Below are 14,218 nucleotides of genomic sequence, written 5' to 3'. Positions count from 1 at the left end.
AGGCACAAGCATTACTGGCAACCTACGGACAAAACCGGTCGGCCGGTCATCCCTTGTGGTTGGGATCGGTGAAATCCAACATCGGGCACACCCAGGCAGCCGCCGGTGTCGCCGGCGTGATCAAGATGGTGTTGGCGATGCACCATGCGACGTTGCCACGGACCTTACACGCGGACCACGCCACAGACCGAGTGGACTGGACGGGCGGTGCGGTATCACTACTGACCCGCAGCACACCCTGGCCGACCAACGGGCAACCCCGCCGAGCAGGCATATCAGCATTCGGCATCTCCGGCACCAACGCCCACATCATCGTCGAGCAGGCGCCGGCGGACCAGCCGGGATCCGGGGTACCACGGGCGCCCGCCGATGGTACGGACACGCCGGAACTGGCGCCCGTGCCATGCCTGGTCTCCGCCCGCACTTCCGAGGCGCTGCGCGCCCAGGCGGCGCGGCTGCGCGACCACGTGGACGGTACAGCGCGCGGATCCCTGGTGGACATCGGCTACTCGTTGGCCACCACGCGCGCGCCATTGGCGCACCGGGCAGCCGTGCTGGCCGGCGACCACGACGAGCTGCTGGCCGGGCTGGACACGCTGGCCCGCGGTGGGGCCGAGCCGAATGTCGTCCGTGGCGAGGCCCGTGAGGGGCAGACCGCCTTCCTGTTCACCGGCCAGGGCTCGCAGCGTGCGCGGATGGGCCAGGAGCTCGCCGCCACCTTCCCCGTCTTCGCACGCACCCTGGACGAAGTCTGCGCGTTGCTGGAGGAACGGCTGGAACGGCCGTTGCGGGAGGTCCTGTTCGCCGAGGACGGGTCGGCGGAAGCGGAGCTGCTGCATCAGACCGTGTTCGCCCAGACCAGCCTCTTCGCGGTCGAAGTGGCGCTGGCCCGGCTGCTCGGCTCGTGGGGCCTGCGCCCGGACTACCTGCTGGGCCACTCCGTGGGCGAGTTGACGGCGGCGCACCTGGCCGGCGTGCTGTCGCTGGAGGACGCCAGCACCCTGGTCGCGGCCCGAGGCCGCCTCATGCAGGCACTGCCCTCCGGTGGCTCCATGGTGGCGGTGCAGGCGGCCGAGGAGGAGATGCTGCCACTGCTGGCAGGGCGGGACCACGAGGTCAGCCTCGCCGCCACGAACGGCCCGCAGGCGGTGGTGATCTCCGGCGACGCCGACGCCGTCCTCGACCTCGCCGCGCACTGGCGGCAGCAGGGGCGCAAGGTACGCGGGCTCCGGGTGAGCCACGCCTTCCACTCCGCGCACATGGAACCGATGCTGGCGGAGTTCCGCGCGGTCGCGGCCCGCCTGTCCTACTCCATGCCCCGTATACCGGTCGTGTCGAACGTGACGGGCGGGATCGTCTCCGCCGAGGAGCTCGGTTCACCCGACTACTGGGTGCGGCAGGTGCGCGGCACCGTGCGGTTCGCCCAGGGCGTGGACGTCCTGCTGGCCCGGGGCGTGCGCACCTTCCTGGAACTGGGACCTGACGGGGTGCTCACGGCGATGGGTCAGGACTGCGCCGCCGCGTCTGTCGAACTGACCGGCGAATACAGCGCCGCCCCGACGTTCACGGCGACGCTGCGCCCCGACCGCGCCGAGGCACCGGCCGTGACCGCCGCGGTGGCGCGGGCACACGTCAGCGGCGCGACCATCGACTGGGCCGCGTTGTTCGGCGACCAAGGCGCGCGCCCGGTGGACCTGCCCACCTACGCCTTCCAACCCGCGCGGTACTGGCTGGCCCCCTCGAACGACCGGGGGAACGCGACGGCGGTCGGCGCCGGGCAGGTGGAGCATCCGCTGCTGGGTGCCGCCGTGGAACTGCCCGACACCGATGGATACGTGTTCACCGGCCGACTGTCTGCCCGCGACCACGCCTGGCTGTGCCAGCACGGTGTCCTCGGAACGCCCCTGTTGCCGGGCACCGCCTACCTGGACATGGTCGCCGTCGTCGCCGAGCGGCTCGGCTGCGCCGGGATCGCGGAACTGACGCTGCACGCACCACTGGCACTCCCCGCGCAGGGCGGTATCACCCTGTGCCTCACGGTGAGCTCGGCCGATGACTCCGGACAGCGGACGGTCGCGCTGCACTCCCGGCCCGAGGTCGCCGGTCCCGAGACGCCCTGGGTGCGGCACGCCAGCGGAGCGTTGCGGGACGCCTTCCCGGCACCGGTCGACGACTCGGGCGCATGGCCGCCGCCGGACGCGGTGGCCGTGGACGTCGCGGACCTCTACCACCGGCTCGCGGAGCGCGGCTTCGACTACGGCCCCCTGTTCCGGGGCCTGGTCGCGGCGTGGCGGCAGGGCGATGACGTGCTCGCCGAGGTGCGATTGCCGGACTCGGCCGAGACCGGTGCCGGCCAGTTCTTCGTGCACCCGGCGTTGCTGGATTCCGCGTTGCACGCGATCGCGCTGATCGATCCCGCACAGGGCGTCGCGGAAGGGCTGCCGTTCGCGTTCCGCGACGTCCGGCTGGGCAGCCGGGGCGCCGAGGCGCTGCGGGTACATGTGACGGCCACCGGCGGTGGCGTGTCGCTGACGGCGACGGATGCCACCGGGCGGCGTGTGCTGTCCGTGGGCTCGTTGGTCCTGCGCCCGATGCCGGCCATGGACGGCGTCACCGTCGCCGCACCGCTGTACACAATGGAATGGCACCGCCTGCCGTCTCCCTTCGCCACGCGCCGGGCGGGCAACTGGGCAGTGCTCGGCCACCTGCCCGAGCCGCTGTCCGCGGCCCTCGCCCGTGCCGGCCACACCGTCACCGCGTATCCCGACGCGGCCGCGCTGCACCAGGCGGTCACCTCGGGTGCACCCACGCCGGACACCGTCCTCGCCACCTGCTCATCCGACGCCTCGGGCGCGGACGCGGCGGTGGCTCGCCAGGCGCGGGAAACCACCCACCAGGCCGTGAGGACTCTGACCGCGCTGCTGGCCGATGAACTGCTGGCCGCCGCGCGGCTCGTCGTGCTCACCCGCGGTGCCGTCGCCGTGCCGGCGTATGCGGAGGTGGCCGATCTCGCGGCCGCTCCGCTGTGGGGCCTGGTCCGGACCGTGCAGTCCGAACATCCGGGGCGCTGCGTCCTCGTGGATCTCGATGACCACGATGCCTCCCGGGCGGCGCTGGCCGACGCGGTCGATACCGGGGAACCGCAAACCGCGGTGCGCGCGGGCGAGGTGTACCTCCCCCGGTTGGCGCTGTTGGGTTCCGCACCGGACGGCGCGACCACGACCCTGAACCGGCCTGGCACCGTCCTCATCACAGGTGGGACGACGGGCCTGGGCGCCCTGCTGGCCGGGCACCTGGTCCGCCACCATGGCGTGGGACGGCTGCTCTTGGTCAGTCGCCGCGGCGACGAGGCGCCAGGGGCGTCGGCCCAGCGGGAGGAGCTGCGCGCACTGGGCGCCCACGTGGACATCGCGGCATGCGACGTGAGCGATCGGGAGAGTGTCCGCCGCCTGCTCGCCACCATCCGCAGCGACCATCCGCTGATCGCGGTGGTGCACGCTGCCGGAGTCGTGGACGACGGCATCACCGCGTCACTGACGGCGCAACGCATCGACCGGGCGATGCTGCCCAAAGTGGACGGTGCGGTGCACCTGCACGAGCTGACCCGGGACGCCGACCTGGCCGCCTTCGTGCTGTTCTCCTCCCTCGCTGGGGTGCTGGGCGGTGCCGGCCAGGGCAACTACGCGGCGGCCAACGCCTTCCTCGACGCTCTGGCCGGCCACCGGCGTGCGGCGGGGTTGCCCGCGACCTCGATCGCATGGGGTCCATGGGCGCATACCGACGGGATGGCCAGCCGGCTGCGCGATGGCGACCTGCGCCGTCTCCGGGAGTCCGGGCTCCTGTCCATGTCGCCGGCACAAGGCCTCGCCGCGTTCGACGCTGCGCTGGCGGCCGGGCCGGCCGTTGTGGCGCCGGTGCGCCTGGACATGGCCGCGTTCGATGCGCGTCCGGTACCACCGCTGCTCAGCGGACTGGCACCCCGGCGACAGCCGGACGCCCGACGCGACGCGGCCGACACACCGGACTCGCTGCGCCAGCGGCTGACCGGCCTCGTCGAACCGGACCAGCAGCGTTTGCTGCTGGAGCTGCTGCGGACACACACGGCCGCCGTGCTCGGCCATGCCGGGGCGGAGAACATCGACCCCACGCAGGGATTTCTGGAGTCTGGGTTCGACTCCCTGACCGCTGTCGAGCTGCGCAACCACCTGAACCTGGCCACGGGACTGAGACTGCCGACGACACTGCTGTTCGACTACCCGACTCCGCTCCGGCTGGCCGAACACCTTCGCCTGCAGTTGCTGAGCGGCCACGGCGGCGACGGGCAGGCCGCGCGGCCCACCGCGGTGCTTGACGAGCTCGTCCGGCTGGAGTCGACCCTGGCGACAGCGCCGGTGGACAGGAGAACCCGGGCGGCGGTGGTCGCCAGGCTCCAGGACGCGCTGGCCAAATGGTCCGTCGTCGACGGTGACGACGCTGCCGGAGAGGCGGCGGACGCCGGGGAAGTGGCGACGAAGCTCCGCACCGCCACCGCCGAGGAAATGTTCGAGTTCATCGACAACCAGATCTGACAGCCGAAACCGTACCGACCGCCTCCGCCGATCTTGTGAAGGTGATGTGCATGGCCGAAGAACAGCGCCTGCTGGAGTATTTGAAGCGGGTTACGACCCAGCTGCACGAAGCCCGATCGCGCGTGCGCGAACTGGAGACAGCGGCGACGGAACCCGTGGCGATCGTCGGGATGGCCTGCCGCTTTCCCGGCGGGGCGTCCTCGCCGGAGCTGTTGTGGGAAGCCGTTTCGCAGGGGCGCGACACCATCGCCGACTTCCCCGTGGACCGCGGCTGGGACATGGACACCCTGTACGACCCCGATCCCGGCAAGCCCGGTAAGACGTACGTGCGCGAAGGCGGCTTCCTCTACGACGCCGCCAATTTCGACGCCGGGTTTTTCGGGATCTCCCCGCGTGAGGCGTTGGCGATCGACCCGCAGCAACGGCTGCTGCTGGAAACCTCATGGGAGGTCTTCGAGCGTGCCGGCCTCGACCCGGTGTCCCTGCGCGGCACCCGGACCGGCGTGTTCGCCGGCCTGATGTACCACGACTACGGTTCCGGCGCGGCACCGATCCCGCCGGAGGTGGAGGGCTACCTGAAGCTGGGCACCCTCGCGTCGGCGCTGTCCGGCCGGATCTCCTACCTTTTCGGTTTCCACGGGCCCGCGATCACCGTCGATACGGCGTGCTCGTCCGCGCTCGTGGCCATCCACCTGGCGTGCGCGTCCCTGCGGCAGCGTGAGTGTTCGCTGGCGCTGGCCGGGGCGGCGACGGTCATGAACAGCCCCGGGACGTTCATCGACTTCGGCAAGCAACGCGCCATGGCCCCCGACGGCAGGTGTAAGCCCTTCGCCGCCGCCGCCAACGGTTTCGGGGCCGGCGAGGGCGTGGGTGCGGTGTTGCTGGAGCTGTTGTCGGACGCACGGCGGTTGAACCATCCGGTGTTGGCGGTGGTGCGGGGTTCGGCGGTGAACTCCGACGGCGCCGGCAGCGGTTTCGCGGCGCCCAACGGGCCGGCCCAGCAGCAGTTGATCCGGCTGGCGCTGGACAACGCCGGCCTGTCGCCTGACGACGTCGACGCGGTCGAGGCGCACGGAACCGGGACGCGGCTAGGGGATCCGATCGAGGCGCAGGCGTTGCTGGCGACCTATGGGCAGCACCGTAGCGCCGATCGTCCGCTGTGGGTGGGGTCGATCAAGTCCAACTTCGGCCACACCCAAGCCGCGGGCGGGATGGCCAGTGTGATCAAGATGGTCATGGCGATGCGGCACGGGACCCTCCCGCGCTCCCTGCACATCGATCAGCCCAGCCCGCACGTGGACTGGTCCTCGGGTGCGGTGCGGCCGCTGGCGGAAGAAGTGCCTTGGCCGGAGGTCGGGCGGCCGCGCCGTGCGGCGGTGTCGTCCTTCGCGGTGAGCGGCACGATCGCCCACACGATCCTGGAACAGGCCCCGGAGAACGCCGCTGATGACCGCGCGGGTTCGGACGTCGCCGGCACGACGCCCACGCGACCGCAGCGGCCGCTGTTGCCCTTCGTGCTTTCCGGACGAACCGCTCGAGCGCTGGCCGACCAGGCGGCACGGCTGGCCGTCCATCTCGAGCAGCACGCCGATCTCGAACCGGCGGCGGTGGCATGGTCGCTGGCCACGGCGCGGTCACGGTTCGAGCACCGTGCCGTCGTGCTTGCCGCCGATGGCCCGGCCCTGACCGCGGGTCTGGCCGCCGTAGCCCACGGTGCGCCCGCCGACCACGTGGTAACCGGTGTGGCCGGCGGCGATACCCGGGTCGCCTTCGTCTTCCCCGGCCAGGGTTCCCAGTGGTCGGGCATGGCGGCTGAACTGTTGGATCAGGCGCCGGTGTTCGCCCAAAAAATGGCGCAGTGCGCGAAAGCGCTTGCCGAGCACCTCGATTTCTCCGTGATCGAGGTGCTGCGCCAGGCGCCGGGAGCGCCCTCGCTGGACCGCGTCGACGTCGTCCAGCCGGTGCTGTTCGCGGTGATGGTGTCCCTGGCCGCTCTGTGGCAGTCCTACGGCATCACCCCGGGTGCCGTCGCGGGACACAGCCAGGGAGAGATCGCCGCGGCATGTGTCGCCGGGGCGCTGTCGTTGCCGGACGCGGCCAAGGTCGTGGCCCTGCGCAGCAGGGAACTCCTTGCCCTGTCAGGCCAGGGCGTGATGGCTTCGGTGTCGTTGGAATCCGCCGAGTTGGCGACGCTCCTGCGGCGATGGGACGGCCGGATCTGCGTCGCGTCACGGAACAGTCCCCGGTCGGCGGTGGTCGCCGGGGAACCCGACGCGGTGCGGGAGCTTCTGGCCCAGTGCGCGGCCGAGGACATCTGGGCGCGGGAGATCCCCGTCGACTACGCCTCGCATTCCGCCTCGGTGGAGGCGGTTCGGGACGGCCTGCTGGGCGCGCTGGCCGGTCTCGCACCGCGTCGTGCGACCATTCCTTTCTATTCCACTGTGACCGGTGACGTCCTGGACACGACGACGCTGGACGCCGAGTACTGGTACCGCAACCTGCGGGAGACGGTCCACTTCGAGCAGACGGCTCGAGCGATGTTCCGGGACGGGCACGGCGTGGTCATCGAGGTGAGCCCGCACCCGGTGCTGACCATCGGACTGGAGGAGACCGCGCGGGACACCGGCGGGCACGAGGTCGCGGTCCTTACGTCGCTGCGGCGCGGTGAGGGCGGCACCGAACGAGTTCTGGCTGCGCTCGCGGAGGCGCACGCACATGGCGTGCCGCTGGACTGGCCCGCCGTGTTCCGGGGCGTCGCCACCCGGATCGTGGACCTCCCGACCTACGCCTTCCAGTGGGAGCGGTACTGGCTGTCTCCCGAGTCACGTGTTCCGGCCCCGGCGGTGCAGGTGACGACACCCGCCGATGCCGTGAGCAGCGCTGGAGCGACATCACTGCGACAACGGTTGGCGACGTTGAGCGCGCGCGACCAGGAACGGGTGCTGGTGGAGTTGGTGACCGTCGAGGCCGCGCGTGTCCTGCGGTATCCCGATCCGGACGTGCTCGAGCCCGGCCGGGCCTTCCGCGACCTGGGCTTCGATTCCCTTACCGCGGTCCAGATGAGGAAGCAGCTCAACGCAGTCACCGGCCTGCGGCTGCCACCCACCGTGGTATTCGATCACCCGACTCCGATCGCGCTCGCGCGGCTGCTCCGCGGAGAGCTCACCCCAGAGCCCGTCCTCTCGGCGCCGACGGCATTCGATCACGCCAGCGACGAAGAGCTGTTCGCCTTCATCGACACCCATCTCGACACCCCCTGAGCCCGCCCGGCCACTACCTAGCCACGAGGAAGTGACATGTCATGTCTTCAGAACAGGAACTCCGAAGCTATCTGAAGCGGGTGACCGTCGCCCTGCAGGAGGCTCGCTCGCGGTTGTGCGAGCTCGAGACGGCGGCGGAACCGGTGGCGATCGTCGGGATATCCTGCCGGTTCCCCGGAGGCGTCACCACGCCCGAGCAGTTGTGGGAATCGCTGGCCCAGGGGCGTGACGGGATCAGCGACTTTCCCACGGACCGAGGCTGGGATATCGACGCGCTGTACAACCCGGAGCGCGGTGTGCCGGGCAAGACCTACGTCCGTGAGGGTGGCTTTCTGGACGCCGCAGGAGAATTCGACCCGGGCTTCTTCGGAATCTCCCGCAGGGAAGCGCTGGCGATGGATCCCCAGCAACGGATGGTGCTGGAGACCGCCTGGGAGGTCTTCGAGCGGGCAGGCATCGATCCGCTGCGGCTGCGGGGCAGCCAGACCGGCGTGTTCGTCGGCGCCACGAGCGGCGGTTACGGACCGAGCCACGTCGACGCGCCGGACAATCTTGGCACCTACCTGCTGGCCGGTACGGCGATCTCCGTGATGTCGGGCCGCGTGTCCTACAACTTCGGATTCCACGGGCCGTCGGTCACCGTGGACACGGCGTGCTCGTCCTCGATAGTGGCGTTGCACATGGCCTGCACCTCGCTGCGCCGGCGCGAGACCTCCCTGGCCCTGACCGGTGGGGTGAGCGTGATGGGCAGCCTCGATCCGTTCGTCTCGTTCAGCCGCGTGCGTGGGCTGGCCGCCAATGCCCGGTGCAAGCCGTTCGCCGCCGGTGCCGACGGCACCTCCTGGGGCGAGGGCGCGGGAATGCTGCTGCTGGAGCGATTGTCGGATGCGCGACGGTCGGGACACCCGGTGCTGGCGGTGGTGCGGGGTTCGGCGGTGAACTCCGATGGCGCCAGTAACGGCTTGACGGCGCCGAACGGGCCGGCCCAGCAGCAGTTGATCCAGCAGGCGCTGGCCGATGCGGGCCTGTCACCCGGGGACGTCGACGCGGTCGAGGCGCACGGAACCGGGACACGGCTGGGCGATCCGATCGAGGCGCAGGCGTTGGCGGCGACCTACGGACAGGACCGCCCGGCCGACCGGCCACTGTGGCTCGGCTCGATCAAGTCCAACTTCGGCCACACGGCCGCCGCGGCCGGTGTCGCCGGTGTGATCAAGATGGTCATGGCGATGCGGCACGGGATGCTGCCACCCACGTTGCACATCGACCAGCCCAGCCCCCATGTGGACTGGTCCTCGGGTGCGATGCGGCTGCTGACCGAAAAGGTGCCCTGGCCGGAGGTGGGTCGGCCACGCCGCGCGGCGGTGTCCTCGTTCGGGATCAGCGGCACCAACGGGCACGTCATCGTGGAGCAGGCACCGCCCGCCGCCGAGCCCGCCGAAACGAAGCCGGCCCCGCACGCCAGAGCCCTCCCGTGCCTGCTCTCGGCGCGGACCGCGGCCGCCTTACGGGACCATGCCAGGCGCGTGGCCGATCACCTCCGTGCGCATCCCGAACTCGACCTGACGACCGTTGGCGTGGCATTGGCCACGACACGCGCACACCTCGAACACCGTGCGGTCGTCGTGGCTGGAGACCGCTCCGAACTCTTGCGGCGCCTGGACGAGCTGTCGACGGCGGAAACCCTGGCACGTGCCCCGGCCCGGGCCGGGAAGATCGCGTTTCTGTTCACCGGCGCCGACGGGCATCGGCGTGGATTCGGGCAGCAGCTTGCCACGGCGTTCCCCGCCTTCGCCGCAGCGCTGGACGAGGTGTGCGCCGAACTGGACCGTCACCTGGAACGCCCCCTTCGCAGCGTGCTGTTCGCAGCGGAAGACACCAACGAGGCCGCGATGCTCGATCGGCCCCTGTTCGCACAGGCGGCCTCGTTCGCCCTGGGGGTCGCGCAGGCGCGGCTGCTGCGGCACTGGGGAGTCGAGCCGGACGTGGTCGCCGGCGACGCCACCGGGGTGCCCGCGATGGCTCATGTCTCAGGGGTGCTGTCCCTGCCGGATGCGGTGAGTGTGGTCACGACCCGCGCCAGGCTGATGGACAGGGCTTTCGCCGAGCCGGCCACGGCGGCAGCGGTTGCCGACAAGGAGATGGTGGGCGCAGGTGCCCCGGCCGTGGTGCGCACCCGCGGGGCGAACAGCATCGCGGGCGACGAAACACCGTCCATACGGGCGCCTCGTGATGAGGAGGTGGGTTGGCACGAGCTACGGCGGACCGCCGAGCAGCTGACGTTCAACCCCCCGACGATGGAAATCATGTCCACAAGTGGTGAGCTCACCACCGGCGAAGTGCGCGCGCCCGAATACTGGGTGCGGCAGCTCCACGACCCGGCCGGTCCCGCGGAGGCGCTCACCGTGCTCGCGGCGCACGGGGTGACCGCGGTGCTGGAACTCGGCCCGGCCTCAGCACATTCAGCCACCGCGGGTGACGGTGACCATGATCCCGGCGCAGCACCAGTCGTCGCGCCGGTGCTGCGTGCTGAACTATCCGCAATGGACAGTGCACTGCTCGCCCTGGGGCGACTGCACGAGCACGGGATCACGCCGGACTGGTCCGCGGTCTTCGCGCCATGGCGCATCGGACACGTCGAACTCCCCACGTATCCGTTTCAACGGCAGCGGTACTGGTTGACCAGTTGACTGCTCATGCCCCCCGCGGGACGGCGTCACCGGCGAAGAAGAGGACAACTGGGGCGAGCGGGGTGTCGTCCGGCGCGGCCGGCTCGGGTTCAGATGGCGGGTCGCCGAGGTTGGCGGTGTGCCAGCGGTATTCGAGCGCGGTGAGCCGGCGGTGTTCGACTTCGGGTGCGACGTAACTGGTCTGGATGAGGCGGTGGCCGCGCCGACGGGCTTGAGCGATCTCGGAAACGGCATCGGCGATACTGGTAGAGAGCGCTGTTCGAATCCGGCGAGCACCGCGACGTGGCCTTTGCCAATCTCGGTGATCAGCTTCGCGTGCGGTAGACCTTGATCGGGCGTGGGCCTTGTTGGCGGTTCGGGTGTTGGGTCGTCCGGCTACATCGAACGACTACCGACCGAGGCCAACTCCCGGTTGCTCACCCGTTACCGAGCTGCCTTCGGCCGCTTCCACCCATGTCGTCGTTGAGCGAGTCCGTGTCCGAGGCGCTGCAGATCTGGTGGTTCGCGGCACGACGGGTCGGAGCAAACGATCCCAAGCGGATCATCGAAGAGATGCGCGGGGTGTTCGAGCTCCCGCGGGGCAGTGTCACGCTCGACGCCAGCGGCCGGGTCGGCCAGCGGATATATGTCCCCGAGGCGGCGGGCACGACATTGGAGCGGCAGCCGCTTTAGGACAACAGGTCAATATGTATTGACGCATAGACCTATCTCATTCAGCGTCGCGGCGGTCAGCACGCTCGAGCCGGGCGGAGGCCCGGTCAGGAGGCATCAGGTGACTGTCATCCCCGTCGAACGCACAGCTTCTGCCGTCGTGCCGATGTCGAAGTCGGCGCTGACTGGTCGGCACGGTCTTGTTCGCCCTGGCCACATAACCACCACATAACCGCCGGATGGCGCATCGACCACTGCTACTTTCGTCGCAAGACCGCTTTTATCGGCAATTTTACTTTCCGCTGTCAGAGGCATACAGTAACACCTCCACAATCCTCCGCGAGCAGCGTCTCGACTCCAAAGTAACAATCCCCAGCACCCGTTTCGCAGACTTTACACCATAACAAGATCAGCAGGTACCGCCATCCCGATAAACCAGGGCGAGTCGCAACGCGAGCGGAAAAAGAGGTCGATGCACTAATTGCACCGCCAGCCAGTGAGCAGCGGTTTACCCTGCCGACGGCGGCTGATCCATGCGGACGGGTTCGGACCGCTGAACTTCAGCGTTCAGCGGGAAGATCACGGAGCGGATACGGGAGCGCAAACGGCGGGCACGGTTCCTCGATTTCCGCAAAACACCGCCGCGGGGACCACCGGCCCGACCGTCCGGTGCCGACCAGGGCGAAGGCGGAATCACTCGGATAGCTGCTTGAGGGAAAAGAGATGTGACGGTAGCTTGGCGTCCGGGATCTCGTGGGGCGTCTCCAGGGAGACCGAAAGCAGGCCGACCATGCCAACCGCAGCAGACCCACGTTTAGCCGATCGCCGCGCTTTCGGTCAAATTGGTATCTACGGGCACTACTGTACGGCAGCTATCGATCTTCTCGGCTGAATCTCGAATCGGAACAGAGCGAGGGCCCAATGCAGACCGCGACCCACGATTACTCGTTGCGGTGGGAGGAAGACGCTCTTCTCACCGTCGATCAGCGTCAGTTGCCGCATACGGTCCGCCTACTTCGCATCACGACTGTCGACGAGTTGATCGAGGCTATCCGCTCGCTGGCCATTCGGGGTGCGCCGGCCCTCGGCGTCGCCGGCGCATTCGGCGTCGTACTCGCGATGCGGGCACATTCCACCGGCACCGATGTGGATTTCGGCGGGGTGCACCGCGACGCGGAACGCCTGGCGCGTGCCCGCCCCACCGCCGTCAACCTGGCCTGGGGAGTCCGGCGCGCGCTCGGCAAGGTTTCCAGCGGGCGGGACGCGGCTTTGAACGAGGCGCTGGCGATGCTGGCCGAGGACGAGCGCGTCAACCGCAGCGCGGCGGAGAACGCGGCGGATGTCGTCCTTCGCCTGTGCCCGGACCGCCCGCTGCGCGTGCTGACGCACTGCAACACCGGTCGGCTGGCGACCGCCGCGTTCGGCACCGCGCTCGGCGCCATCCGCGTGCTCGCCGGACGAGGCCGCATCGAAGGCGTGCTCGTGGACGAGACCCGCCCCCTGCTCCAGGGCGCACGGCTGACCTGCTGGGAACTCAAGGAGTTGCACATCCCGCACCGGCTGGTGGTGGACTCCGCCGCGGCCTGGGCGATGGCGCAGGGCGAGGTGGACTGTGTCCTGGTCGGTGCGGACCGGATCGCGGCCAACGGCGATACCGCGAACAAGATCGGCACCTATTCCCTCGCGCTCGCCGCGCAGCGGCACCGCATACCGTTCGTCGTGGTCGCCCCCGAATCGACACGTGACCTCGGTATCGCCTCCGGGCGCGACATCGTGGTCGAAGAACGCGGGGCGGAGGAGGTGCTGGAGTTCGGCGGGGCGTCCGTGGCGCCGGCGGCGACCAGCGTCTACAACCCCGCGTTCGACGTCACGCCCGCAAATCTGATCAGCGCGGTGGTCACCGAACGGGGCTGCGTCCTGGCGCGGGACGACCTGGTGCCGGGCGGATCCTGACCAGGTCCACGGTCTACGCCGACTTCCCCCAGCCCGCAATCAACTTCCGTGACCTCGCCGGGTTGTACGCCGACCCCGAGTTGTTCGAGGAATCCGTCGCCACGATAGCCCGGCAATTCGCACACGAGGCGGATCGGGTCCTCGCGGTCGACGCGCGGGGATTCATCCCCGGTGCCGCGCTCGCCGCGGAGCTCAAGCTGCCGCTCACACTGGCTCGCAAAACCCGGCAAGCTCCCGGGCGAGACCACACACGCGACCTACGACCTGGAATACGTGACGAGCGCGCTGCACCTGTAGAAGGGCCCGATCGCCACCGGTGAGCGTGTCGTCATCGTGGACGACGTGCTGGCGACCGGGGGCACGTTGGCCACGGCCGTCGAGCTGGTCCACGGCCACGGCGCCACCGTGGCCGGACTCGCGGTGGTGGCCGCGCTGGCGGGTCCAGGCGCAATGCCACTTACTTTGGGTGAAACGTGGTTGGCAACCCGCGGTTTGTGGATCTTGGTGGCGCGGGGTGGTCCGAGCTTGGCGGACCAGGCTGCGGTGGGTGTGCTGGCGCGGACGTTCCCGGTTGAGCTCGTTGATCGGGTGATTGATCAGTTCTGGGTTCGGGAACAGCGTGTTCGCCAGTCGCCGGCGCGGTTGGTGTTTTATTTGGTTCTCGGTCTGTGTTTGTTTCCGCAGGCGTCGTATCGGTCGGCGGCGAAGATTCTCCCGCAGGCGTTTGGTCGGGGTGTCCCAGCTCGGCCGGTGCCGACAGCGGCGGCGATCGGGAATGCTCGCCGCCGGTTGGGTGCTGATTCCGTGGAGACGATTGTTCGTCAGGTCGGCGGCATCCGCATCGATTTCGTGCGCCACCCGACGGATCGTGGACTCACTCGGCGCGACATAACACCCGGTCAACGAGTGCCGACGGCACCCGGCCAACGCCAGCAACTCCTGCGGCAGACCCGCAGCCCGGTCCCCGGCCTCCCGGAAGTTCCGGGCCCGGCCAGCACCGCGAACACCGTCACCGCCAGCACCGCACCAATCCGATGACGCACCCCACGCGGCCTACGCGGATCAGACACCCGACCCAGCTTCGTCACCAACCTAC

6 protein-coding genes are annotated in these 14,218 nt (G+C 69.7%); all 6 read left to right on the top strand.

Going from position 1 to position 14,218, the window contains the following annotated elements; genetic code table 11:
* Window positions 1-14 precede the first annotated feature (14 nt).
* Window positions 15-4,568, top strand: a complete 4,554-nt coding sequence (locus tag VJT49_RS20550) for a type I polyketide synthase (protein ID WP_324166488.1) — start codon at window positions 15-17, stop codon at window positions 4,566-4,568.
* Window positions 4,569-4,603: 35 nt separating this feature from the next.
* A complete protein-coding gene (locus VJT49_RS20545; protein WP_414636043.1) occupies window positions 4,604-7,828 on the top strand; it encodes a type I polyketide synthase in 3,225 nt (1,074 codons plus the stop codon).
* 41 nt (window positions 7,829-7,869) lie between these two features.
* Complete coding sequence (locus VJT49_RS20540) at window positions 7,870-10,518, top strand: type I polyketide synthase (RefSeq protein WP_324166485.1); 2,649 nt, start codon at window positions 7,870-7,872, stop codon at window positions 10,516-10,518.
* A 453-nt stretch (window positions 10,519-10,971) separates the two neighbouring features.
* The gene (locus tag VJT49_RS20535) at window positions 10,972-11,190 is read left to right on the top strand and encodes a hypothetical protein (protein ID WP_324166484.1); all 219 of its coding nucleotides are present in this window, start codon (window positions 10,972-10,974) and stop codon (window positions 11,188-11,190) included.
* Window positions 11,191-12,090: 900 nt separating this feature from the next.
* Window positions 12,091-13,122 carry an S-methyl-5-thioribose-1-phosphate isomerase gene (gene mtnA / locus VJT49_RS20530; RefSeq protein ID WP_324166483.1) on the top strand — a complete coding sequence of 344 codons (1,032 nt, stop codon included), beginning with the start codon at window positions 12,091-12,093 and terminating at the stop codon, window positions 13,120-13,122.
* A gap of 333 nt (window positions 13,123-13,455) precedes the next feature.
* A complete protein-coding gene (locus VJT49_RS20525; RefSeq protein WP_414636042.1) occupies window positions 13,456-14,160 on the top strand; it encodes a transposase domain-containing protein in 705 nt (234 codons plus the stop codon).
* The last annotated feature ends 58 nt before the right edge of the window (window positions 14,161-14,218 follow it).

The sequence above is a fragment of the Amycolatopsis sp. genome (assembly GCF_035276945.1).
Classification (GTDB): Bacteria; Actinomycetota; Actinomycetes; order Mycobacteriales; family Pseudonocardiaceae; genus Amycolatopsis_E.
Note: the sequence above shows the minus strand (reverse complement) of the source record. Positions and strands in the feature narration are given on the sequence as shown.